This is a genomic window from Rhodohalobacter mucosus (genome assembly GCF_003150675.1).
Lineage (GTDB): Bacteria > Bacteroidota > Rhodothermia > Balneolales > Balneolaceae > Rhodohalobacter > Rhodohalobacter mucosus.
Map to the genome: position 1 here is coordinate 44050 of NZ_QGGB01000006.1, position 24485 is coordinate 68534.

Consider the following 24485-nt stretch of genomic DNA (forward strand, 5'->3'; position numbering starts at 1 on the left):
GGGCTTTTTTTTTGAGATATTGTTTGCTAACCGATACCATTGGAATAAATGCTACATTTATGAGACAAACCAATGCCCTGCCAACGGTGATGGTGGGTGGGGCAGCCGCGTTATGGGGCTGCATCGGCATCTTTACGGAGTATCTGTCCGACGGGGGGTTCACTTCGCTCCAGATCGTGACGCTCCGCGCGGCAATGGCGGCCATTCTGCTGTTTTTCATTCTGTGGCTGCGCGATCCGTCGCTGCTGCGAATTCGTCTGGCCGACTATCGCTATTTCATTGGAACCGGCATACTGAGCGTTACCTTTTTCAACTGGTGCTATTTTACGGCCATCAACGTCACGTCGCTGTCGGTGGCGGTGATCCTGCTCTATACGGGACCTGCGTTCGTCATATTATTGTCTGCGCTGCTGTTCCGGGAGAAAATTACTCCCCGCAAAGCCGTATCGCTAGCTCTCACCTTTGCGGGTGTAGTGCTGGTTACGGGAGTATTTCCGGCAGGTTTTTCAGAGTTTTCATTTTACGGAATCCTGGTAGGCCTGGGGTCCGGCTTCGGCTATGCACTCTACAGCATCTTCAGCAAGTTTGCACTGGAAAAGTTCCGGCCTCTTACCATCATCTTTTACACTTTTCTGTTTGCATCACTTTTTCTGATCCCCTTCACACTGATCGTGGGTCCGGAGTGGCCGTCTCAAACATTTACCCCGGAGAGCTTTGGGGTGGTATTGGGCATGGGGATTTTCCCAACCGTACTTGCCTACCTTCTCTATACCGAAGGCCTTAACAGGATGGAGGCGGGCAGCGCCTCCATTACCGCAATGATTGAACCTGCTACGGCAGCCACCCTCGGAATTATGCTGTTCGGTGAACAGATCAGGATACTGCAGGTGATGGGTATCCTGCTGGTTCTTTTTTCCGTTTCTGCACTGTATGTAAATGTGGGCAGTAAAGAGAAGCGCACCAGGGCGTAAACTCTCGGCAGAAAGTCGTGAAATCTCACAAATTTCTTTCTCATTGCAGCGAACTTGGCTATCTTTTTGCCGATATAAAAACCTGCCAAAACATGCTTTTTCAACGTACAAAACCATTCTATGTCTGACGAACTTACCCGGCGCTGCGTAAACACACTCCGAACCCTTTCAATGGATGCTGTTCAGGCGGCCAACTCCGGTCATCCGGGTATGCCTATGGGAATGGCGGATGCAGCCTACGTGCTCTGGACCAAATTTCTGAAACACAATCCCAATAACCCCGATTGGTCAGACCGTGACCGTTTTGTTCTGTCTGCAGGCCACGGCTCCATGCTGCTCTACTCCCTGCTGCACCTTACCGGCTATGACGTTCCCATGGAGGAACTGAAAAACTTTCGTCAGCTTGGCAGTATCACACCGGGGCATCCCGAATACGGATTAACGCCCGGCGTAGAGACCACGACCGGTCCCCTCGGACAGGGATTTGCAACCGGTGTGGGAATGGCGATGGCCGAAGCGCACCTGGCAGCCACTTTCAATAAAGAGTCGCACAAACTGGTTGATCATTTTACCTATGCGATTGTGAGTGACGGCGACCTGATGGAGGGAATTTCACATGAAGCGGCTTCCCTTGCGGGACACCTGAAGCTGAACAAACTGATCTACCTCTACGACTCGAACAACATCTCGATCGACGGGTCCACGGATCTCGCATTCTCCGACAATACGAAGCAGCGTTTTGAGGCGTACGGCTGGGACGTGCAGGTTGTGGACGGGCATGATCATTCGGAGATTGCATCGGCCATCCGCCACGCACAAACCACCGAAACCCCGTCGCTCATTGAGTGCCGGACCCATATCGGATACGGCAGCCCCAATAAGCAGGATTCTGCCTCTTCGCACGGATCCCCACTGGGAGAGGAAGAGGTGCGTCTTACAAAAGAGCAGCTTGGTGAGGATCCGGATAAAACTTTTTTTGTTGCCGACGACGTGCGGGATGTGTACAGACAGGCGCTGGCCGCCGGTGAGAAGGCAGAATCGGAGTGGAATGCACTGCTGAAGGACTATGGCAAGGTGTATCCGGTTGACGGCGCAACCTACCTGGACTACATAAAACGGGAACTGCCCGAACACTGGGAAGAGGTACTGCCCGTATTTGAAGCCGACAGCAAGGGCATGGCGTCACGTAAGGCCTCCGGTGCTGTGATCAACGAAATTGCAAAACATCTGTTCAACATGGTTGGCGGCTCGGCAGACCTCACGGGAAGCAACAACACCGAGTTGTTTAACAAGGGCATTTTCAGTGCAGCCGACTACAGCGGCAGGAATGTGCACTACGGTGTACGCGAGCACGCGATGGGCGCTGCGCTCAACGGCATGGCGCTCCACGGCGGCATCATCCCGTTCGGAGGCACGTTCCTGGTTTTCAGCGACTACAACAAACCGGCGATTCGGATTGCGGGCCTCTCGGGTATCCCCTCAATTTTTGTATTTACGCACGACAGCATCGGGCTGGGAGAAGACGGCCCCACGCATCAGCCGATTGAGCATCTTGCCGCTCTCCGGGCTATGCCGAATGTGAATGTGCTGCGACCGGCCGATGCAAACGAAACCGCCTATGCCTGGAAAAGCGCAATTGAAAAAGACGACGGTCCGTCGCTCCTGGTGCTTACCCGTCAGAACCTGCCGACAGTTGACCGCAGCGTTTATGCAGACGCCTCCGGAGCAGAGCATGGTGGCTATACACTCAAAAAAGAGTCGGGCAGCACGCCTGAGCTCATCCTGATAGCCACCGGGTCGGAGGTTCAGCTGGCGCTGGAGGCCGCTGAAAAACTGGAAGAACAAGGGCGGTCGGTTCGCGTGGTGAGCATGCCGTGCTGGGAGCTCTTTGAAGATCAGCCCCCCGCTTACCGTGAAGGGGTGTTGCCTGCTGCGGTGACCAAACGGATCTCGATAGAAGCGGCTGCCACGCTCGGCTGGCACAAATGGACAGGCAGCGAGGGAATCGTAATGGGAATCGACCGGTACGGCGAATCAGCTCCTTACCAGGATGTATACGGGCACCTGGGGCTTACGGTGGAGAAAATCCTTGAGAATGCGGATAAGCTGCTTGGTTAAGATGTGGGTCAAGAGTGTCCCTCCGTCAACCGAAATGGGGACACTTTGCAACAAACTCCCACCCATCGAACATGCGGCGGTTAGCCGAGCGTTTGACGCGGTTCATTTTTGTGAACGGTGGTAAACGTAATATCGTCGAGAGGCTGCTGATTACCCATAAAGAGCTCAATGGATGACTGAATCTTCTGGGTGATCGTTTTTGCGTGGAGGGATCCGTAGATCGACAGAATACCGTCCAGTTTATTCTCACCGTACTCTTCCTGTTTGTCGTTTCGCAGCTCAACCAGTCCGTCGGTGTAGAGAAGCAGGCTGTCGCCCGGATCGAACTGGAACTTTTTCTCCACCAGCTTTTTGCGGAGCATTGTGGTGGAGGTCATTCCCAGTGCAAACCCGTCCGTATCAAGCCGGAATGTACTGTCGTGTTTTTTGCTGTAAACAAGCGGGATGTTGTGGCCTGCACGTGAAAAGATGAAGTGATCCGCATCCTTCGGAAAATAGGCGGCACATGCGGTGACAAAGGTTTTGTCGGTTTTATTGGATTTTACGTAGTCGTTCAGCTCAAGGAAAAGTTCTTTGGGGCTGGGATGCATCTTTTTGATGAGGAGATGCACCAGCGCCTGAATTCTCACCATGTAAAGGGCTGCGCTCATACCCTTGCCCGATACATCCGCAATGATCACATACATGCCCTTTTCGGTTTCAATGATATCCACATAATCGCCGCCCACTTCCTGTGCGGTGGCTGCGAACGAACAGGTTTCAAGGCGGCCTGCCTTTACCTCGGAAGGAGGGAGGAGGCTCAGCTGAATATCGCGCGCAAAATCGAGCTCTTTCTGAACATCCGATTTTTCGAGCAGCTCGATCAGCAGAATTACCATGAGTGCCAGGAAGGCAACGGGCAGCAGAAACGCCTGACCGATTCCGAAAAACGAGAGCAGAAAGTGGGATGCAAAGCTGAGCAGGGCTACCCCGAACACCAGCCGGCGTACGGGATTCAGCCGCTTGGTGAGTGCCGCAAGGAGGCTCAGAAATTTCTGAAATACGGGTATTTTTGCCGGCGGGATGTTGGGATTGGTCTCACGGAGAGCATCCGAGTAGAGCTTCTTGAGCCGCTCCGAATCGGACTGAAATTCCTGTCCCAGCTGACGGGAGGTCATACCCGATACATACTCCCGGTAGAAGGTCTTTGTATTGTAGGATGTTCGCGCTTCGTTTTTTAATGCCATCGGCTAATCTGTTGATAAGAATGTGAATTGTGATTCACTACGGATCTGAAAGATAAAAGTTGTCAGTTTTTAGCTCTGCTGCAAGTCAAACTCCTCTCCGGTTCGGTAAACCGTAGCCTTCATAACGGCAAGGAGGTCTTCCTTTTCATTCAGGACGCGAACCTCAAAAAGGCCCGTTTTATGTGTCAGGTTGATGCATTCGGATACGGCAACCAGGCGATCACCGGCCGTGCTTTTCTTTGTGAACGAGATGGAGTTATCGATCGCAAGTGATACGCGCCCATAGGTGGCTGCCGAAAAGGCCAGTGCGCTGTCGGCCAGGGAGAAGAGAATCCCGCCGTGGGTCACCCGGTATCCGTTCAGCATCTGTTCGCTTACCGGACAGGTGATTTTGCAGTACCCTTCGCGAACCTCCAGCACGGAAACGCCCATCCACCGGCTGAACGCGTCATCCTTCATCATCCGGTTTACGATCTCTTCCGGCCTGTTTGAACCGGAAGGGTTACTCGCTCTGCTCATGAAATGTATCTCCGTTAATTACAACGCGTTTAAGAAGGGGATTGGGTCTGTACCGGTCCTCAAGATACTCTTCATAAAGGCCGTCCATCCACTCCATCACCGTGGCCGGACCCATCTCGTCGGCCCATTCAAGCAGACCTTTGGGATAGTTCACCCCGTTGGTCATCGCCAGGTCCACGTCTTTGGCTGAGGCAATATTCATAAAAACCGCATCGGCCGCCTCGTTGATTAGCATGGCCAGGATGCGGTGCAGAATAAGCTCTCCTTTTGCTTCGTCCTTTTCAGGCTCGGGAGCCCCGGCGCCGTCACGGTAATCGTAGAAACCGATGCCCGATTTTTTACCCAGCCGGCCCGCCTCCACCAGCCGTTTTTGCGCAAACGACGGCTTGAAGCGGGGGTCGTAGTAAAACTCTTTGAATACCGATTCGGTCACCTTGTAGTTTACATCGTGGCCAATCAGATCCATCAGCTCAAACGGACCCATCCGGAACCCGCCGAGCTCCTTCATGGCCCAGTCGATCGTTGCAGGATCCGCAATGCCTTCCTCATAGATTCGCAGCGCTTCACCATAAAACGGTCGTGCTACGCGGTTTACGATAAACCCGGGGGTGTCTTTTGCAGCAACGGTGACTTTCTCCCAGGAATCAATCAGAGACCGCGTGGCTGCCGTGATATTTTCTTCAGTGGATATGCCCGGAATGATCTCCACCAGCTTCATAAGCGGAGCCGGATTGAAAAAGTGTACGCCCAGAAAACGGTTCGGATAGTTCAGGGCAGAGGAGATGGAGGCGATAGAGAGGGAGGAGGTGTTGGATGCCAGAACGGCATCCCTGTCAACAAATTTTTCGATATTGGAGAAGACGTTCTTTTTAACCTCCAGGTCTTCCACAATGGCCTCAATCACAAATCCGCACGGTTTTACTGACGAGAGTTCGTTTGTGAAGGTGATGCGCTCCAGGATACCGTCAACCTGTTCCCGGGTCATCCGTTCCTTTTCAATCTGGCGGTTCAGGATTTTTTCGAGTCCGCTGCGGGAGGAGTCGAGCTGATCGGGATAGGCGTCATAAAGAATCACCTCGTGGTTAAATGTGGACGCTATCTGGGCAATGCCCGTCCCCATGGTTCCCGCTCCGATAATCCCGATCACTGTATTCTTGTCCAAACCTCTAAAGTTGTTATTTGTGTTGTGGCTAACAAATCAAAAATAAGCAATCGGAAGGCAAAACCAAGCTATTGGATTATAGCTGGAAAAATGATATCATTATGATATCATTTAAACAACAAATAGCAAGTATGGCAGATGTATTAATCAGAAATATCGATAAAAAAACGCTTGAAAGGCTGAAAGAGAGAGCTGCAAGAAATAATCGATCCCTGCAAGAGGAGCTGAAAGAGTTAGTGGAATTTCATGCTAAGCCAGACATTGAAGAAACGAGAGGAAGGGTCAATGAAATTCTTATGAAGTACAAGGCATCGGGAAAAAAATTTCCCGACAGCGGGGATGAATTATCAGATGACAGGTCCAGATGAACAAACCGGTTATTGATGCTTGTGTAGCCATTAAATGGTTTTTACCTGAAGAAAAGCATGAAGAAGCAGGTATATTGCTGAGTTCTTACAACAGCCTGATAGCACCTGATCTGTTTTTCATCGAATTCGATGCCATCGTAACAAAAAAAGTCAGGCAAAGATTGGTTGAACAGAATGATGCTGATACAATGGTTCAGGAAATCCGCAAACTGCCTTTTGAGGTTATACCTTATTCAATGATATCCAGGCTTGCTTTTGACCTTTCGTCCACACTGCCAATCACACTATACGATGCATGTTACCTTTCAGTCGCCATTGAGTTCAATCAGACGGTAACCACCGCTGATATGAGGTTTTACCGGGGAATCAAACAAACCCCGTTTGCGCATTTTGTGGAAACTCTGTAGAAGGCTGATAAACGCAAGTCCGGTTTGATAGATTTATCAGAAATTTGTCTGTGCGCGGGATGAATGAGGGTTATGGTATTCTTTTCCCTTGGAGGCGGTAGCCAATGTAATTAACGGCAAAATTTAATTATTTGAGCCAAACCAAGGCTCAGCACCGAAGGGATCCATATGGAAAAAGTGGGCTCATTTTTTGGACGCAAATCGAATTCAGAAAATTTCATTAAGGCTTGTGAGCTAGTTAATCATTTATACATCCGCAATAAAATCTGAAGCTACCCCTGCCTTTGCCGATGCGGCTTCGAGCGGGCAGGCCCGGTCCCTTCCCGATCCCGAATGCATTCGGGACGGGACAGGCTCTTGTGAAGGAGGGGACACTCCTTAACGAATCCCTTTATAGAACTCTAAATAGTTAACGACCCTTGTACTCCGGTTTTCTTTTTTCCAGAAAGGCTGCGACACCTTCTTTGTAATCGTCGGTCTTTCCGGCTTCGCTCTGGAGATCAGCTTCCAGGTTGAGCTGCTGCTCCAGGGTGTGATCGAAGGAGCGGTTCACCGCGCGCTTGTAGAGGCCGAATCCTTTGGTGGGCATGGAGGCCAGTTTTTGTGCAATGTCCCGCACCTCATCGTCCAGCTCTTCACTGTCGACGGCCTTGTAGATCAGACCCCAGTCGACGGCTTTTCTGGCCGACAGTTTTTCATCCAGCAGGTACATGGCGTTCGACCGTGCCAGTCCGGCCAGGCGGGGTAGAAAGAAGGTGCCGCCGCTGTCGGGGATCAGTCCGATTTTGCTGAACGCCTGCACAAACTCCGCCTGATCGGACGCGATTACAATATCGCACGCAAATGCGATGTTGGCCCCGGCTCCCGCTGCGGTGCCCTGCACCGCGCACACCACCGGCTTTTCAAGGCTGCGGATGGCGCGGATAATGGGATTGTAGGTGGTTTGTACCGTGTCGGCCAGCTCATAGTCCGGCTCCTTTTCGGCCCGCTCCACCACCTCCGGCAGATCCTGTCCCGCACAAAACGCTTTGCCATTGGCCCTGAGCACCACGCACCGCACCTCATCCCGCCCGGCATCCTTCAGCGCCTCCTGCAGCTCCAGCGCCATCGGCTCGGTAAAACTGTTGTACTTCTCGGGACGGTTAAGGGTGATGCTTAGGATGGAATTTTTGAGGGAAGTTTCGATCATGAGTTGCTTGTGGTGGGTTGTCAGTTGTTGGTTGTTAGTTGTAGGTTGCCAGTTGCCAGTTGCCAGTTGCCAGTTGCCGGCCGTCAGTCATTGTTTTCCGCTCCCATTTCCACTGATTCAGTATATCATCGCCAAAAGTGATAGGGTTCTAAAGTGATAAAGTACTTAAGAAAAGGCACCGTAGCCAACATGAAAGTCCTTTTCACTTTTGCCTTTTGCCTTTTCACTTCAATTAAATCGCTCATCGCTAGTCGCCAGTCGTCCATCGCAAGTCGCTCAGATGCATTTAAAGTGTTCAAATGGCTGGTGGCAGTTGTTGCAGTAGTATTGCGATTTGCAGGCGGTGGAGCCGAATTCGCTTTGGAGCTCTGTATCGAAGGAGTCGCAGTAGGGGCAGGGGACCACCTTTTGGGATCCTTTCAATGACGTCAGAAAATCACTGCTTTCGTCGGTCTTTTCGGGCGGTGCGATGCCGTAATCCTTCAGCTTCTTTTTGGCGTGCTCGGTCATCCAGTCGGTGGTCCATGTTTCGGAAAAATCGGTGACCACCCGGAAATTCTCTACGCCTTTCTCCTTCAGCTTTTTGTGGATCTCCATCTCGATCGCGTTCATCGCCGGGCACCCGGAGTAGGTGGGCGTGATCTTCACAACCACCGTATCGCCGTCCATCTCCACCTTCCGCACAATCCCCATCTCCACCACGTTCAATACGGGTATCTCCGGGTCGATGACCTCTTCAAGCCAAGCCCAAATCTCGGATTTTTGGGTTGATGTGGGTTCTTTAACGGGCATGAAATGTTAGTTGTTGGTTGTTAGTGTTCAGTTGTGGGTTGCAAGATCGCAATTGGCGACTCAGAATTTTATTACTACTAATCTCATTTCACTTCCTTTTGAGTGATCAAAAGGAACAAAAATCACCGGCGAGCAGATTATTTGGCGAAAGCTTCCTCCATTTCGCTAAAGAACATCAATGGTCCATCAAAATCATCATAATTGATTCAATTTCACCGGTATGATGTTCTTTTTAACGCTGCACTCCGGAATCTTTTAATTCGCCGAATAATCTGCAGGCGGGGAATGAAGTGTGATCTACGATGGACGATGGTTGATGTTTGATTTGGAATAGATCAAATATATCGTCTATTGACCATTGACCATTGACCATTGACTTTTTATAAATCAGAAGTCGCTCATCGCTCATCGTACATCACATATCCCCTGGTTCTCTGTTCATCCGTTCGTCTGTTTCCTTACTTCCACTCCGCATCCGGGTAACTTCTTCGCAAAAACTGCATTTCGGCGAGGAGGCGGCCCAGGTGTTCGGTGTGCTGACCCGATCGTGCGCCGCTGTACATATACTGTTCGTCGCCCGGCATCGTGATCGTGGCTTCATCGAGCGTTTCGCCCACCAGTTTCAGCCACTCTTTCTTTAATGACGAGACATCCGTGAAAAGATTGTGCTGAACGGCCGCATCGGCAGCTCCGTCCATCTCAAACATCTCCCCGGTGTACATCCACAGTTCATCAAACGCATCCTGCATGCGGCGATGGCTCTCCTCGGTGCCGTCGCCCAGGCGCAGCACCCACTCGCGGCTGTGGCGAAAATGGTACTGAATTTCCTTAAAGTGCTTGTTGAGCATGCCCCGGAACTGCTCGTCATCCACGTGTTCCGTGAGCTCCCTGTAGAGCAGGTAGCTGTAGACGCTGAACAGGAACAGTCGTGCAATAGTGTATGCAAAATCGCCGCGCGGCGGCTCCATCATGGCAATATTCTTAAAGTCGATATCGTCGCGGAAATAGGCGTAATGGTCCTCATCCGCTTTTCCCTCCAGCTCGGCCGCATAGCCGTAGAGCGAGGAGGCGTGGCCGATCATATCGAGCGCCGCGTTGGCCAGGGCAAGGTCTTCTTCAAGTTCGGGCCCGTGTCCGGCCCACTCCGATAGGCGATGGCCCAGGATCAGCCGGTCGTCGGCCAGCCGAAGCAGCATCTCAACCAGGGCGTCCTTTTTGGTACTCGGTATGGTGTCGAAGGTGGACATGTGTAGTTTTGAGTTTTGAGTGTTTGGTTTTGAGTGGGCGTGGGTTACGGGTTTTGAGTTTCGTGTTGCGGAATGTCAGTTGATAGTAGTTGGTTGTGAGTTGGCAACTTTCGATAATGTTCCGTGCCCTACACTTTTTCGGTTAATCTGTTGGTCAGTTGTTCTGTTTTTCTGTTTTCCCAGTCGCAAGTCGCCAGTCGCCAGTCACAAATCGCCGGTCGCAAATCACCCGTCTCACGTTTGACGTCTGACGTCTGACGTCTCACTTCCTCTTTTTCACCGCTCTGGGGACACTATAAAACTGCGGATGGCGGTAGGGTTTGTCGTTGGCCGGGTCGAAAAAGGGTCCCGCGTCTTCCGGGGCGGAGGCTACAATCTGGTCGGACGGCACCACCCAGAAAGCAATTCCCTCGCTGCGCCGCGCATATGTGTCGCGCGCATTCTGAAGCGCCATCTCCGCGTCAGGAGCATGAACGCTGCCCGCATGTTCAAACGGTTTGCCGTCCTTAGGCTGATAAAACACCTCCCAGAGAGGCCATTCATGTTTAGTTTCTGTCTGTTCTGTCATTCAAATAAATATTTTCCGGTTAAGGCAGCCGGATGCATCCCGCCGACGTCCCTTCAGACACTTACATTCGTTAATTCTTTAATTCGTTAACACGTAAATACTTCAGTACGTTATGACGCTTTTTCCTCACGCAGTTTCTTCTTCCGTGCATGTTCCATGGCGGCTTCGCGCACCCAAGCGCCGTCTTCATATGCTTTGCGGCGCGCTTTCATACGCTCCCTGTTCATCGGTCCGTCGCCCTTCACCACGCTCCAGAACTCATCCCATGGAATGTCGCCGAAATCCCAGTGGCCCGTCTCCTCATTGTAGGTCAGGTCCGGATCGGGCAGCGTGATGCCGATCGCCTCCGCTTCCATCACGGTGCGGTCTACAAAGTGCCGGCGAAGCTCATCGTTGGTTTTGGTCTTCACGCCCCACTTAATCAGCTCTGCGCTGTTTGGGGAGTCGGTGTCGTGCGGGCCAAACATCATCAGTGTGGGCCACCACCAGCGGTTTACCGCATCCTGGGCCATTTTTTTCTGCTCGGGCGTGCCGTCGGCCATTTTGGCCAGCATCTCATATCCCTGCTTCTTGTGAAAACTCTCTTCCTTGCAGATGCGCAGGTTGGCCCGCGAATAGGGTCCATATGAGGACTTGGCCAGCATCGTCTGGTTCACAATTGCGGCGCCGTCCACCAGCCAGCCGATCACGCAGATGTCGGCATAGGTGAGGGTGGGGTAGTTGAAGATGCTGGAGTATTTGGCCTTGCCGTAGAGATAATCCTCTACCAGCTTCTGACGCCGCACACCCAGGGTTTCGGTGGCGCTGTAGAGGTAAAGACCGTGGCCGGCCTCATCCTGCACCTTGGCCAGCAGCACCATCTTGCGTTTCAGGGAGGGAGCGCGGGTGATCCAGTTGCCTTCGGGCAGCATGCCCACAATTTCGGAGTGTGCGTGCTGACTCATCATGCGGATAAGCTGCTGGCGGTACCGCTCGGGCATCCAGTCCTTGGGCTCTATTTTTTCTCCCGCGTCAATTCGTTTCTGAAAGTCGTCAAGTTGTTCCTGCGTGTCCATAAAAGCGCTTTTTTAAATCGTTGGTGGAGCTTTTTGAAGTATGCTCATAACGTAAATATAGGAATTTCAGTTCAAAGGTCTACGCCTTTTCAGGCAGGAGGCGCCGGATGCGACGGCGCCCGGCTGTAAGCTGCCCACGCGCAGACACTCAGCCAAATCGCATCCTGTGGTTTACCTTTGGCTTTTTTCTGTTATTTTATCCGCTGTCGGCAGGGCGATACCTGCTTTTCAACTCAGTCACAAAGCAAAAACGCACACAGTATGGACCGTAAAACTTTTCTTTCGCGTATGGGCTACACCGCAATCGGCGGAGCCGCACTTTTTTCAACCCCGTTCGGACTGACCGGCTGCACCCCGGGGACACAGGATGCTGAGATGTTTTTTGATATCTCCCTGGCTCAGTGGTCGCTCAACAACTCATTTTTTAACGGATCACTGGATCCGATCAATTTTGCGCGAATCGCACGTCAGCAGTTTGATATCGGCGCGGTGGAGTATGTGAACCGTTTTTATACGGATCATGTGACCGATCAGGGCTACCTGAATGAATTGAGAAACATTGCAAATGGGGAAGGCGTGGAGAGCGTTCTGATTATGTGCGATAATGAAGGCGCACTGGGTGATCCGGATCCGGCTGCACGTCAGCAGGCAGCGGAAAATCATTACAAATGGCTGGATATGGCCTCTTTTCTCGGCTGCCACTCCATCCGGGTGAATGCGGCCAGCTCCGGCAGCTACGAAGAGCAGATGCAGCGGGCTGCCGATGGACTGCGACGCCTCAGCGAGCATGCAGCAGGTATGAATCTTGGAGTGATCGTGGAAAACCACGGCGGACTCTCCAGCAATGCGGAGTGGCTGGTGGGCGTCATCGAGATGGTGGATATGGAGAACTGCGGTACGCTGCCCGATTTTGGAAATTTCCGCATTTCACAGGATGAAACCTACGACAACTACCGGGGAACCGAAGAGCTGATGCCCTACGCCAAAGGGGTGAGCGCAAAAAGCTACGCGTTTGATGACAACGGCAACGAAGCCAACCTGGACTACATGCGCCTGATGCAGATTGTGAAAGACGCAGGCTACACCGGCTATGTGGGCATTGAGTACGAAGGCGATGAACTTAGCGAAAGTGACGGAATTATGGCGACGAAGGAACTTTTGATGAGAGTTGGGAAAGAACTTGCCGATGGGTGATGGACGATGGGTGACTGGTGACTGTCGACTGGCGACTGGCGATTTGAAAACAAGTGAAAATGCAGAAGGCAAAAGTGAAAAGTACGACTGCAGTTAAGTCGTAGGAAGCAGAGGGGTAGGGCAATAAAAGGACTCCATCTGCGAAAATCAGCGAATAAATCTGCGAAACTCTGCGAGAAATTCTTCAGGGAAAACCAAAGAAAGGACGACCGGCGACCGATGACCGTTGCGCACTGCGTGCACTGACCGATGACCGGTGTAAACCAACCTCCGGGCTGATGGATCTCCTAAATCAGAGTTTGTCCACGTTTTGCAGAAAGCAGGCCCAGCACTATGATCGGTGATGTCTTGGCATAGCCATCCCTACGGGGCCACTCACTCACCGTCCTGAAAAGCACATGACGCCTCGTTCGGTCCCCGATTAACTGCATCGGGTCAGGCGTCATGACAGGGAGCAGAATGTTATTGGCAAGAGTGTTTTTTGTGGCAGCCAGGATCTGATATTGCGGCGCGGGAAAATCGTGACTCCAACTGTGATCCATATGCGCCGCACAATTTCACAGCGTGCAATTGTCATCCCGACCGTAGGCCGGAGGCCGAAGTGGAGGGATCTCCAAAATCACAATTCGCCCACGTTTTGCTAAAACCTGCCCCAGAACGATACTTGGGGATGTCTCCGCTCACTCACCGGCCCGAAACGCACGGAACGGCTCGTTCAGTCCCCGATTAACAGCATCGGGGCAGGCGTCATGACAATTCCTCGGTTATATAAATATGCGGTGCATTAGATACGGAAGCAGTGAATAGTTTTGTCCGCACCGCATATCCAAAACCAACCCGCAAACCGTCTCCCGTCTGAAGTCTGGCTTCTCAACACTCTTTACAAATCTTCTTCCTTTTGAGTGACCAAAAGGAACAAAAGTCACTCGCTGGCAGATTCTTCGGCGAAAGCTTCCTGCTTTTCGCTAAAGAACATCAATGGTCCATTTGGATCATCGCATTTGATACGATCTCACCGGTATGATGTTCTTTTTAACGCTTCACTACGGAATCTTTTGTTCGCCGGATAATCTGTAGGCGGGGTGGTACCGAGTCGTGATCATGAATTTCCCTTTATCGGTTCGTCTGTTTCTCTGTTCGTCTGTTCGTCTGTTCGTTTTTTAGTCACCCGTCTCACGTCTCACGTTTGACGTCTGACGTCTCACGACTAGCTTCTCCTATGGACCTCAGCACATCCTTCCTCATCTGCGTAAACGTGGTTCCGTAGTATTTGTCCAAAAACTTGTAGAGCGCCTTGTCGTCGCGCAGGCCGGCGTTGAGGGCGGCGGCGTAGCTGGTGATCTGCGGATCTTTTTTGATCATCTCCGCGATCATGCGGTAGCGGTGACGCCGCAGCATCCGTTTCGGGGCCACGCCGAAGTGTCTTTTGATGATGCGGTTGAGGCTTCCGCGCGAGACCCGCGCCCGGGCCGCCCAGGTCTGTACGTCCGGAATCTTTTCCAGTTCCTGCTCCAGCAGTGTGGTCATTCTGCGCGCCCGAAGCCGGCCATTTTGTTGTGTTAAGTGATTTTCTCTCATCTTTTCTCCCCTTGTTTGCTGCTCATTTCTTTTCCTGTTCCTACCTGTATGAACCGGATTTTTGAATCGCATTACGGGAGAGGAAGGGATTCTAATGTTTTTTCTTTAAGTCTTGAGTCGTGAGTCGTGAGGAGAAAAAAACAGACGAACAGACGAACAGATGAACGTCCAACCGAGAAAGTAGCATTCCGGAATATACATTCATATTGGCGTATAAGTCACTTCATCGGTTTCTCTGTTTCTCCGTTCATCTGTTCATCTGTTCATCTGTTTTGCCCGTTCTTTTTAACGCTTCACTACGGAATCTTTTGTTCGCCGAATAATCTGCATGCGGGGAATGATGTGTGATCTACGATGGACGATGGTTGATGTTTGATTTGGAATAGATCAAATATATCGTCTATTGACCATTGACCATTGACCATTGACTTTTTATAAATCAGAAGTCGCTCATCGCTCCCTTCGACTCCGCTCAGGGCAAGCATCGTACATCACATATCCCCTGGTTCTCTGTTCGTCAGTTCATCTGTTCATCCGTTCCTCCGTTTCCAATCGCCAGTCGCTCATCGCTCATCACTCATCGTCCATTGTCCATCGTCCATCTCCAGTCTCATCCTTGCCTTTTTCCTGCAGAAATCCCACATTCCGATACCGGCCGTTTTCCTAACTAACAGTTAATCCTGATCCTATGCCACAATCCGAAATCAGCTCTCCCGATTCGTCCCAAGCCAGCGATCCGGTTGCCAAAGAGACGAGCTGGCGGCCGCTCAAGGGCGGAGGGTATAATTTTCGAACGCATCAGCTGACCCGCATCAGCGACCAGAAGATGAAATTTCGTGCGTCATGGACCACCCGGATTCTAACTGTGATCATGATCGGGCTTGGACTTTACATTCCGCTCTATCACACGTTTGTACAGGATATGGTGGACTCGTCGATGGGGCCGCTTGGGGAGATGATCATGGCCTGGGGCATTGGCGTTTTGCTGGTATTTTTCGGAATCCGGTTCTGGCTCAGAACCAATGCGGGCTACACCTTTGACAAATCCACGGGACAGTTTATCAAAAACGGAAAGGACTACGAAAGTTTTCCGCTCGATGAAATTCACGCCATCCAGCTCATTTTGGAGCGGATAATGGACTCCGACCGGCCCGTCGGCAGCAGTTCCCGAACCTCGTTTACCAGCTACGAGATCAACCTGATCAAGAAAGACAGCAAGCGCATCCACCTTATTGACCACTCCAACCGCCCAAAAATCCGCGAAGACGCGGAGAAGCTGGGAGAGTTTTTGGGAGTCCCCGTTTGGGACGGGAAAGGATGAGTGATGTGAGATGGACGATGAGCGATGAGTGATTTTGACTGGCGGCTAGCGATGGGCGACCGTAGAAACCGACGAACAGACGAACGTCCAACCGAAAAAGTAGTATTCCTGAAAATAAATTTATATTGGCATATTAGTCACTTCATCGGTTTCTCTGTTTCTCTGTTCATCGGTTCATCCGTTCATCTGTTCTTCTGTTTTGCCCGTTCTTTTTATCGCTTCACTACGCAATCTTTTGTTCGCCGGATAATCTGCAGGCGGGGAATGATGTGTGATCTACAATGTACGATGGTTGATGTTTGATTTGGAATAGATCTAATATATTGACCATCTAGCATTGACCATTGACTTTTAAAAATCACAAGTCGCTCATCGGTTCATCTGTTCTTCTGTTTTCAGTCACTTCTGCCTTCTGCCCTCTGCCTTTTCACTATCCAGATCACTGCAAATGCGCAGGCGGCGAGGTGGCCTCCACGGCGGTGAATGTTTCAAGGATCTTGTAAGTGTGTTCCACTCCTTTGGGAACAACGTACGAATCGCCCGGAGTGAGTTCGGTGACATCGTCACCCAGATGAAGTTCAGCTTTGCCTTTGAGTACATAGCCTACGGTTTCATACTCAGTTTTATGAGGTTCTTTATCCGTGTTTGGTTCTTCATCTCTCCAGATTCGGAGTCCCAGATTCTCGCCTGTGGAAAGGATCTCTTTTGCTGAATCGGATTTCGGTAGTTTTCCTTCTGATATCTCTTCGCTGAAAGTATTCATTCTACGTAGTGCATTTAATTAGCTGTTATTTCTGTGTTTGATAACAAAGAGAAGGGTGAATGCATTTCATCGTGCGATCTGTGATGTGAGATGGACGATGAACGATTAGTGATTTTGACTGGCGGCTGGTCCAGAATTCTCGGGAGCGACTTGCGATTTTTTCAGTATTTCAATGCCACCAGAGACCCACTTCAACTGCCTGCCAAACACAAACACAAACAACTAACAACTAACAACTAACAACCGACAACTCAAAACTCAAAACTCAACACTCAAAACTATCGAGTAGACATTCTCCACTAAACCAAATAGATTCCCAAAACCAAAACCCTGAAACAAAACGGAAGGTGTATCCCCATGCTGGACAAAATGAAGAGCTGGATTAAAAAAATGTCGGAAGTGGAGCCGTTTGATGCGTCGCGGTTTAACGATCCGCTGGCGGAGAGGATCGACTGGGTGCCGCTGAAGCGGGGCGGGAGCAATTTTCATACCCACAAAATGGTGGAGGTGGACGCGCACCGCCTGGAGTTTCGTCCTACTGTCGGCGCACGGCTTTTTGCGGGAATTTTCCTCGCGGTGGGCATCTTCTTTCCCATCCTGTTTCTGGTTCAGGGGGACGCCGACATGGAATCCGTTGGAGCCACGGTGGGCATCATTGCATTCGGGCTGGTATTTGCCGGCGCCGGCGGGGCGATGTGGTACACCATGGGCAAACCGCGCGTGTTCGATAAATGGGCCGGCATGTACTGGAAAGGCCACAAAAAGCCGGACCTGCTCTACAAACCGATGGGCAATGAAGACGACAACAAAGACAAAAAAGACGCCGCCATGCTGCGCGACGTGCACGCCATCCAGCTCATCCGCGAATATGTGCGCAGCGACAAAAGCTCCTACTACAGCTACGAACTCAACCTGATCCTGTCCGACGGCAGCCGGGTGAATGTGATCGACCACGGGAAGAAGTCGGAGATCTTGGAAGACGCAGAGAAATTGGGGCAGTTTTTGGGGAAACCGGTTTGGAATATGTTTGGGGTTTAGGCGGGAGTTTTTTGCCATTTTGAATGGAGGTGGGGCTGGTATGACAGAAGGTGTCACTCTGAAGGTGTACTTTGAATGAAAGTGGAAAGCCAGCATTTTAAGCAATCAAAAATGAACGTTATGAAACCTCTGGAAGAATATAATTACATAGGGAGAGTCAAATCTATGACCTATGAAGACTGGAAACCGATACTGGATCTGATTCCAGCTATTGAGAAAATGAAAATCTACTCTGTTGAAGTTGAACCTGCCAGGGAAATGGATGGAGTGATCGAACTGGGTAGCTGGAGAGAAGATGACGTTGTAACAGAATTTCTTGAAGCTGTGTATACAATTCCTATCATAAATGACTTTAATTGGGGTGGATGGGATGAAGGGAGAGCGATGGCCAGTAACAGGAACTTTGACTACGACACAGTTGACATACCAACTAAGTGCATGTTGATCACTGCCATTGTCAGAAATGATAGATTTTGTGACGGAGCTCTGGTTGATACATTTGAGGATGGTACGATACTCAGGATTTTGAAATCAATAGACAGACAGATTAATTCTGGTCGGAAACTATGAATCATAATAAGCTAAGTAATAATCAGAGCGCGGTGAAGGAACATGTATACATTTTTGAATCAAAATTATCGACTTTTATGGTGTCTGATCAACCTTTAATACAATAGCCACATGTGACATATGGTATATTGCAGTCGGCATCGCCATGCTGGGCTGGGCCCACATACAGCTTGACAATGTGACACAAGAAGAGCGGAATAAGGTGTTTGAGGCATTACTGTGGTATTGCGAGCAGGACACTCTGGCGATTGTGATGATTTTTCAGTATTGGGAATCATTAATGAACAAAGAAATGAACACAGACATACGAAGATTATTGAATTACTGTGCCGAAAACGGTAGAGTTTGTCCGATGCCTCATAAGTGGAAACAGCTTTATGAGTTATTACCCAACACAAAAAGAAAATTAAATGGTGGTTTCGATCCACCTGCGCCTTTGATACTATCAGCATGGCACCATTCATCAAATTTCCAGAAAATAATGCGTCTAAAAGAACATATTGAGTGGGCAGTTGAACAAGGTTCTTTAGAAACCATTGCTCAGTATCTTTATTCTTTAGACGAAGAAGATTGGTTTTATCAAAATCATTAAGTGAAAGTGGTTGATTATTTTACGATAATCGTTTTATTCATATAACAATATCACACAGACATGAAAATCAGTACGATTCTTGACCAAATAGACATGGGCAGTATGGCACTACCCGAATTTCAGCGAGGTTACGTTTGGAATCGAAACCAGGTACGTGACCTCATGAACTCCCTTTATAAACGTTACCCGGTTGGGAGTCTTTTAGTTTGGGAAACTAAGAGAGATAAAACGGCAGCAAGAGGACAGAGTAATGTAACTGATAACGTTAAAATGTTATTAGATGGCCAGCAAAGAATGACGTCATTATATGGAATCATTCGTGGCAAGGCACCGAAATTTTTTGACGGTGATCCTAAAGTTTTTACCTATCTGTATTTTAATGTTGAAGAGGAAGTTTTCGAGTTTTACGGCCCTATGAAAATGGATGGAAATCCGAGTTGGGTTGACGTGACAGATTTAATGAAAAATGGCATAGAACCCTTTATTTCTAAATTCTCTGAAGACCCTGAAAAAAGTAGCTCTTTAGGTTTATACATAAAAAGATTGAACCAAATTCATCAAGTTCAAGAAATTAACCTGCATGTAGAAGAAATAACCGGTGAAGATAAAGACACAGACACAGTTGTAGAAATCTTCAATAAGGTAAACAGTGGCGGAACTAAGTTATCAAAAGGTGATTTGGCATTAGCCAAAGTTTGCGGCTCATGGCCGGAAGCTCGTAATGAGTTGAAAGCACGTTTAGAAAGATGGAAAAAAGCAGGATTTGATTTTAAAATGGATTGGTACTTGCGTTGCATTAATGCTGTGGTAACTGGAGAAGCCAAGTTTCAGAACTTGGACGATATAACTACAAAAGAGTTTAAAGATGGATTAGAGACAGCTGAAAAAGCAGTTGATAAGCTTTTAAATACAATATCATCTAGGCTTGGATTAGATCATGACAGGGTTCTGGGGAGCGTATATTCCTTTCCTCTAATGTGCCGCTATATTTACAACAATGGAATGAGTTTAGGCGATCACCGCCAACGAGATCAACTGTTGTACTGGTATATCAATACGATGCTTTGGGGCCGATATGCAGCATCTACCGAAAGTACGTTAGATAAGGATTTAGATTTGATTGAGGACACAGATCAACCTATTGAAAATCTTGTCCAGGAATTGCGACAGAATCGAGGAGATTTGAAATTGTACGGTAGTGATTTCAAAGGATGGAGCCGGGGCGCTCGATTTTATCCAATGTTGTATATGTTGACACGGGTGTGGCATGCGAAAGACTGGGGCTCAGGTGATGAGTTATCTCACCATCTTCTGGGTAATTTATGTGGTCTACAACTGCACCATATATTTCCAAAGGCTTATTTGTATGATTCAGATTACGAAAGGAGGGAAGTAAATGCATTGGCAAATATGACTTTCTTAACCCAAGAAACGAACTTGGAGATTTCAGACAAGCCACCTATACAATATTTCCCAGAAATCGAAGCTAAACATCCAGGTGTTTTAGCTTCTCACTGGATTCCAATGGATGAAAATTTATGGAAGAAAGAGAACTTTAAAGATTTCCTTGTGGCACGGCAGGAACTTTTAGCCGAAGCAGCAAATAAGTTCCTGAATGAATTGAAAGAAGGGCATGTGGAAGAAAATGAATTTACACACGATGTCTTTTCGGAAAAAAGGGAACCACTATATATTCGAGTGGATAGTATCGCTGATCAGGAAGAAGAACAGTTGCTTTCAGATTTACAATCCTGGATGTCTGGACAAGGACTCCCGGAAGGTGAATGGGGTTATGAAATCTTAGATGAAAATGAAGAACCCCAAGCAATCATTGATTTAGCATGGCCAGATGGCGTGCAAAAATATTTAAGTCATCCAGTTGCATTGCTTATTGATGAGGATGAAGAAACAAAGAAAATAGTCAATAAAGCAGGTTTCAGATATTTCACTTCTGCTGAGGAATTTAGAAAGTACATTTTAGAGGAGATTTTAGTTTTAAATACGATCTAAAAAAGCACAAGTAGAATAGAGCACATAAAAAATCATATAGTAGTCATCTATGAAAAACTTACGTGAACTTTGTGAAGTAAGACAATCAGTTTTCGACAAATCAAGAAGAGACGTTACACTCGATATTTCTGATCTTATCGATGATGATATTGATACAGATCAATTTTTTGCAGAAAACTTCATCACCGAGGGAATGAAGAGCCTATATACGGCTGTATTTAAACGCCTTGAAGGTAATTCTGATGATGGGATATTTAAGTTAACACAGGCAATGGGCGGAGGTAAAACTCACAGTATGATTGCTGTTGGACTGTTGGCCAAATACCCTGAGTATCGAGAGAAAGTTATGGGAGATGTTTATAAAACCTCCTTTAAGGGTTCTGCAAAAGTAATCGGATTTACAGGACGCGAAAATCCTAAATACGGTATTTGGGGATATATTGCAGAACAGCTTGGCAAGAAAGATAAATTCAAGGAGTATTATGATCCATTGGAAGCACCCGGTCAAAGTGCATGGATTAATTTACTAAAAGGTGAACCGATAGTCATTCTTCTGGATGAGCTACCGCCATATTTCCAGGCAGCTCAGGCAAAACAAATTGGTGACGGGAATCTCGCAGATGTAACTACTCAGGCACTTTCTAATTTATTAGTAGCTATTGGGAAAAAAGAGCTATCCAATGTATCTCTTGTAATTTCGGATTTGAGTGCTGCCTATACTGAAGGATCGCAGATGATTCGCCAGATTATGGACGATTTTGAATCGGAAACGAATCGACTGTCTAAAAATTTTACCCCGGTTCAGCAGAACACCGATGAGATTTATCACATTCTTAGAAAACGACTTTTCTCAAATGAATTTGATGAAAAAGAGGTAGAAGAGATCGCTGATGCCTACGCGGAAGCTATTCGGGAAGCCAAGCAAATGGATATCAGCACGGAAACACCAGAAAAGTTCAAGTCTGCTGTGATGGATTCCTTTCCTTTTCACCCTGCGATTAGAGATCTCTACGCAAGGTTTAAAGAAAACCAGGGATTCATGCAGACCCGGGGTTTGATCCGATTGATGCGAACTATTGCAGCTCGGATGTTTGATGAAAATGATGGATGGGCAGAACAGAGATATTTGATTGCACCGGACGACATCGACCTGAATAATCCGGATACGCTCACAGAAATTAACAGTATCAACTCGAAACTCAATAATGCTATATCGAAAGATATTGCCGATCACGGTAAGGCTCTTGCAGAACAATTAGACAGTAAGTTTGGACACAACCTTTCCTCAAGGACTGCGAATCTGATCTTGATGTCATCACTGGCAACAGTCCAAAATGCTGTACGAGGTTTGGCGGATTCCGAAATTATCCGAAATCTCTGTGGGCCGGATACGGATATATCCAAAATAAAAACGGAAGTGCTGGAGGAGTTAAAAACGAACTCCTGGTACCTTCACATGGATAATACCGGCAAGTTTTTGTATAAAAATGTGCAGAATGTAGTAGCCAAGTTGAATGATTACGTTAAAGGATATAATGAAGAGAGTATCCGTCAGGAGATCAAAAAACAGCTTGAAGAACTGTTTCAGCCGCAGTTAAAGGATTGCTATCAAAACGTGTATGTATTGCCCTCGATTGATGAGATTGAGGTAGTGCAACAGAAAGTTTCATTGATTGTCTATCGCCCTCATCCCGGAGGACAACTGCATCCTGACTTACAGAAGCTTTATGATGACAATCAGTATCAAAACCGGATGTTGTTTTTGACGGGTGACAGCCATTCTATGAGGTCTATTTTTGATAATGCTGCAAACTTGAAAGCAGCGGGTGCAATTCTGGAAGAGTTTAGAAGAGAAAAAATGCCCAGTGGTGATCCGCAATTTGTAGAAGCGGAGAAGCTGCTTCAAAGTTTTGATCACAGGTTCAGAAGCTCAGTCCGTGAAACTTTCGTGAAGTTATTTTATCCGACTAAGAACGGTCTAATGAATGCCAACTTCCAGATGCAGTTTCAGGGAAATAACTACAATGGCGAAGAACAGATTAAAAAGACATTAGAGGAGAAGCGTAAATTTACAACAGATATTTCTTCAGATAGTTTTGTGCGGCAAGCCGAATCGAAACTATTTATCGACCAAAAAACGCCCTGGTCAGAAATTATAAAACGCTCTGCAACTCGACCGGATTGGCCCTGGCATAAACCGGATGCTCTCGAGCAGTTGAAAGAGGAGATGATTCGAAAAGATCATTGGCGGCAGGAAGGTAATTGGGTTTTGAAAGGTCCGTTTCCTGCCCCACCTACCGGAGTGAATATCAAACAGATTGCTCGTGATGATGATACTGGTGAAGCAACGTTGAAGATTACTCCACTGCATGGAGATACTGTGTATTTTGAAATTGATTCCAAAGCCACGGAAGCTTCTTTAGAACTGGACACGAGCCAGCCTTATAAAACTAAGGAGCTAAAACTCTCATTCTTATGCGTAGATTCTACGGGTGAACATGATACCGGAGAACCGGTTGAGTGGCACAACAGTATCACTCTCAAATATCAGTTTTTTGGAGCCGGAAATGATAAAAAGCTGGAACTCAAAGCCGCTCCGGATGCCCCAATTAAATACACAACGGATGGATCAGACCCGTTGAATCATTGCGGGATTTATGACGGACCGATCACGATTCTTGATAATGTAAAATATGTGCTTGCTATCGCAGAAAAAAAAGGAATTCAGTCTGATAAACTCTCGATTCCGGTACCAACTGACCCATCTAGTGTTGAAATTGACAAAGAAAAAGAGACAACCTGGCGAAAAAGGGTTAAGAGTGATTCCACTGCAGATACCTTTAAATGGTTAAAATCCATACGAAAGCACAATGTAAAACTTTCCGAAATTCATATTTCTGTAAACGGACAGCATTGGGTTTCTCTGGATTTTGATGAACGACTTATCCTGAATCATGACAAACTTGAAAAAACTCTTGAATTCATCCAGACAAACCTTCTGGAAGAGGGGGAGGTAATCATTGATGCAGGAAAGTTGCATTTTGATTCCGGTCAACAATTTATTGACTATGTAGAAGAGGAAAAAATTGAATATAAAGCCGGTGAAATTGAGCAAAGATAACGTTGAAATCATCGATTTCGGGTTTAAACCTGAAGAATCATTCCATCATTTTTTGGTTTTGATTCCAAAGGCTAAAGAACAGGATATAATCATTTTCGAGCAATTTGATTACGATGACCAGATCACTATCAACGCACTTCAACACATGGTGACTGGAGCTGGTTCAACCGCAAAAATTTTGCTAAGTAGAAAAAAATGGGATCTCATCGAAAGTGAATTACGAGCTGAATTTAACAGAAGGCTTAAGGGTATGAATTTGAAATCAGCTAAGTGGAAAAAGGGAAAGAACTATCTGCACCGTCTTTTTGGAAAAGAGTTGATGGTATTGGCTTGGGCAATTGAAGATACAGATCCCGGAACCATTCCATTGGCCATTGAAAACTGGTTAGGGTTGCGACCTGAAGAACGATGGTGGTTATTCACGATGACGAACGCTGCCACAGGCCACGCGATTAGAGATCGCAATAAAGGCTGGCGAAAAGCTCTTCGGTTTGCCCTGACAGAAAATCCGGTGAGCAGCAGTGGTCTTGACTCCTATCTCAATGAACACCGAAAAAACCTTCCACTTTTTGGTGATGAAGATACTATAGAAAGTTTTTCCTAATGTACGTTGGGTATTAGTAGAATGTCACTCTGGCCAAAGGACATTTATTTAATCACTGCTGCCTTGAATTTA

The 24485-nt window shown here is 48.0% G+C and carries 22 protein-coding genes; 12 read left to right on the forward strand and 10 right to left on the reverse strand.

Annotation, left to right across the window (positions count from 1 at the left end; all coding sequences use genetic code 11):
- Positions 1–59: 59 nt before the first annotated feature.
- Positions 60–971 (forward strand): DMT family transporter, encoded by a 912-nt coding sequence (locus DDZ15_RS07965; RefSeq protein ID WP_109646564.1) that lies wholly within the window; start codon positions 60–62, stop codon positions 969–971.
- Positions 972–1091: 120 nt separating this feature from the next.
- The gene (tkt, locus tag DDZ15_RS07970) at positions 1092–3089 is read left to right on the forward strand and encodes a transketolase (RefSeq protein ID WP_109646565.1); all 1998 of its coding nucleotides are present in this window, start codon (positions 1092–1094) and stop codon (positions 3087–3089) included.
- A gap of 80 nt (positions 3090–3169) precedes the next feature.
- Here the strand turns inward: tkt and DDZ15_RS07975 are convergent, their stop codons facing one another.
- The 3 genes from DDZ15_RS07975 to DDZ15_RS07985 form a co-directional block, all read right to left on the reverse strand.
- Positions 3170–4315, reverse strand: a complete 1146-nt coding sequence (locus DDZ15_RS07975; RefSeq protein ID WP_109646566.1) for a PP2C family protein-serine/threonine phosphatase — start codon at positions 4313–4315, stop codon at positions 3170–3172.
- Between the two features lie 69 nt (positions 4316–4384).
- Positions 4385–4834, reverse strand: coding sequence for a PaaI family thioesterase (locus DDZ15_RS07980; protein ID WP_109646567.1), 450 nt, complete (start codon positions 4832–4834; stop codon positions 4385–4387).
- Positions 4818–5996: a 3-hydroxyacyl-CoA dehydrogenase NAD-binding domain-containing protein gene (locus tag DDZ15_RS07985; RefSeq protein ID WP_109646568.1), complete on the reverse strand. Its 1179-nt coding sequence runs from the start codon at positions 5994–5996 to the stop codon at positions 4818–4820. The genes DDZ15_RS07980 and DDZ15_RS07985 overlap by 17 nt, the downstream gene beginning before the upstream one ends.
- A gap of 101 nt (positions 5997–6097) precedes the next feature.
- On the opposite strand from DDZ15_RS07985, the gene DDZ15_RS07990 reads away from it, so the two are divergent.
- Complete coding sequence (locus tag DDZ15_RS07990) at positions 6098–6364, forward strand: FitA-like ribbon-helix-helix domain-containing protein (RefSeq protein ID WP_146198546.1); 267 nt, start codon at positions 6098–6100, stop codon at positions 6362–6364.
- Positions 6361–6771 carry a type II toxin-antitoxin system VapC family toxin gene (locus DDZ15_RS07995; RefSeq protein WP_109646570.1) on the forward strand — a complete coding sequence of 137 codons (411 nt, stop codon included), beginning with the start codon at positions 6361–6363 and terminating at the stop codon, positions 6769–6771. Before DDZ15_RS07990 ends, DDZ15_RS07995 begins: the two co-directional genes overlap by 4 nt.
- A 409-nt stretch (positions 6772–7180) precedes the next feature.
- Here DDZ15_RS07995 and DDZ15_RS08000 read toward each other — a convergent pair whose 3' ends face one another.
- The 5 genes from DDZ15_RS08000 to paaA all read right to left on the reverse strand — a co-directional run bounded on the left by DDZ15_RS08000 (position 7181) and on the right by paaA (position 11622).
- Positions 7181–7960, reverse strand: coding sequence for an enoyl-CoA hydratase-related protein (locus DDZ15_RS08000; protein WP_109646571.1), 780 nt, complete (start codon positions 7958–7960; stop codon positions 7181–7183).
- A 276-nt stretch (positions 7961–8236) separates the two neighbouring features.
- A complete protein-coding gene (gene paaD, locus DDZ15_RS08010) occupies positions 8237–8752 on the reverse strand; it encodes a 1,2-phenylacetyl-CoA epoxidase subunit PaaD (protein WP_109646573.1) in 516 nt (171 codons plus the stop codon).
- A gap of 458 nt (positions 8753–9210) precedes the next feature.
- Complete coding sequence (gene paaC / locus DDZ15_RS08015) at positions 9211–9999, reverse strand: 1,2-phenylacetyl-CoA epoxidase subunit PaaC (RefSeq protein ID WP_109646574.1); 789 nt, start codon at positions 9997–9999, stop codon at positions 9211–9213.
- Positions 10000–10261: 262 nt separating this feature from the next.
- Entirely contained in the window at positions 10262–10567 is a 306-nt protein-coding gene (gene paaB / locus DDZ15_RS08020) for a 1,2-phenylacetyl-CoA epoxidase subunit PaaB (RefSeq protein WP_109646575.1), read from the reverse strand.
- A 110-nt stretch (positions 10568–10677) separates the two neighbouring features.
- Positions 10678–11622 (reverse strand): 1,2-phenylacetyl-CoA epoxidase subunit PaaA, encoded by a 945-nt coding sequence (gene paaA / locus DDZ15_RS08025; RefSeq protein WP_109646576.1) that lies wholly within the window; start codon positions 11620–11622, stop codon positions 10678–10680.
- A gap of 261 nt (positions 11623–11883) precedes the next feature.
- Between paaA and DDZ15_RS08030 the strand changes: the two genes are divergently transcribed.
- The gene (locus DDZ15_RS08030; protein ID WP_109646577.1) at positions 11884–12816 is read left to right on the forward strand and encodes a sugar phosphate isomerase/epimerase family protein; all 933 of its coding nucleotides are present in this window, start codon (positions 11884–11886) and stop codon (positions 12814–12816) included.
- Between the two features lie 1173 nt (positions 12817–13989).
- Here the strand turns inward: DDZ15_RS08030 and DDZ15_RS08035 are convergent.
- Positions 13990–14394, reverse strand: coding sequence for a helix-turn-helix domain-containing protein (locus tag DDZ15_RS08035; RefSeq protein ID WP_158278648.1), 405 nt, complete (start codon positions 14392–14394; stop codon positions 13990–13992).
- Positions 14395–15082: 688 nt separating this feature from the next.
- Between DDZ15_RS08035 and DDZ15_RS08045 the strand changes: the two genes are divergently transcribed.
- Positions 15083–15715 carry a hypothetical protein gene (locus DDZ15_RS08045; RefSeq protein ID WP_109646580.1) on the forward strand — a complete coding sequence of 211 codons (633 nt, stop codon included), beginning with the start codon at positions 15083–15085 and terminating at the stop codon, positions 15713–15715.
- A 439-nt stretch (positions 15716–16154) separates the two neighbouring features.
- Here DDZ15_RS08045 and DDZ15_RS08050 read toward each other — a convergent pair whose 3' ends face one another.
- Positions 16155–16478, reverse strand: a complete 324-nt coding sequence (locus tag DDZ15_RS08050) for a cupin domain-containing protein (protein WP_109646581.1) — start codon at positions 16476–16478, stop codon at positions 16155–16157.
- A 357-nt stretch (positions 16479–16835) separates the two neighbouring features.
- Here DDZ15_RS08050 and DDZ15_RS08055 point away from each other — a divergent pair, with 357 nt between their 5' ends.
- The 6 genes from DDZ15_RS08055 to DDZ15_RS08080 all read left to right on the forward strand — a co-directional run bounded on the left by DDZ15_RS08055 (position 16836) and on the right by DDZ15_RS08080 (position 24413).
- Positions 16836–17516, forward strand: coding sequence for a hypothetical protein (locus DDZ15_RS08055; protein WP_109646582.1), 681 nt, complete (start codon positions 16836–16838; stop codon positions 17514–17516).
- A gap of 120 nt (positions 17517–17636) precedes the next feature.
- Positions 17637–18086, forward strand: coding sequence for a DUF6508 domain-containing protein (locus tag DDZ15_RS08060; RefSeq protein WP_109646847.1), 450 nt, complete (start codon positions 17637–17639; stop codon positions 18084–18086).
- Between the two features lie 178 nt (positions 18087–18264).
- Positions 18265–18678 carry a hypothetical protein gene (locus tag DDZ15_RS08065; protein WP_146198547.1) on the forward strand — a complete coding sequence of 138 codons (414 nt, stop codon included), beginning with the start codon at positions 18265–18267 and terminating at the stop codon, positions 18676–18678.
- Positions 18679–18738: 60 nt separating this feature from the next.
- Positions 18739–20688, forward strand: coding sequence for a DUF262 domain-containing protein (locus tag DDZ15_RS08070; RefSeq protein ID WP_109646584.1), 1950 nt, complete (start codon positions 18739–18741; stop codon positions 20686–20688).
- Between the two features lie 49 nt (positions 20689–20737).
- On the forward strand, positions 20738–23809 hold the full coding sequence (locus DDZ15_RS08075; protein WP_109646585.1) for a DUF499 domain-containing protein: 3072 nt from the start codon (positions 20738–20740) through the stop codon (positions 23807–23809).
- A complete protein-coding gene (locus tag DDZ15_RS08080) occupies positions 23796–24413 on the forward strand; it encodes a DUF3780 domain-containing protein (RefSeq protein WP_199222915.1) in 618 nt (205 codons plus the stop codon). Before DDZ15_RS08075 ends, DDZ15_RS08080 begins: the two co-directional genes overlap by 14 nt.
- Positions 24414–24485: the final 72 nt, after the last annotated feature.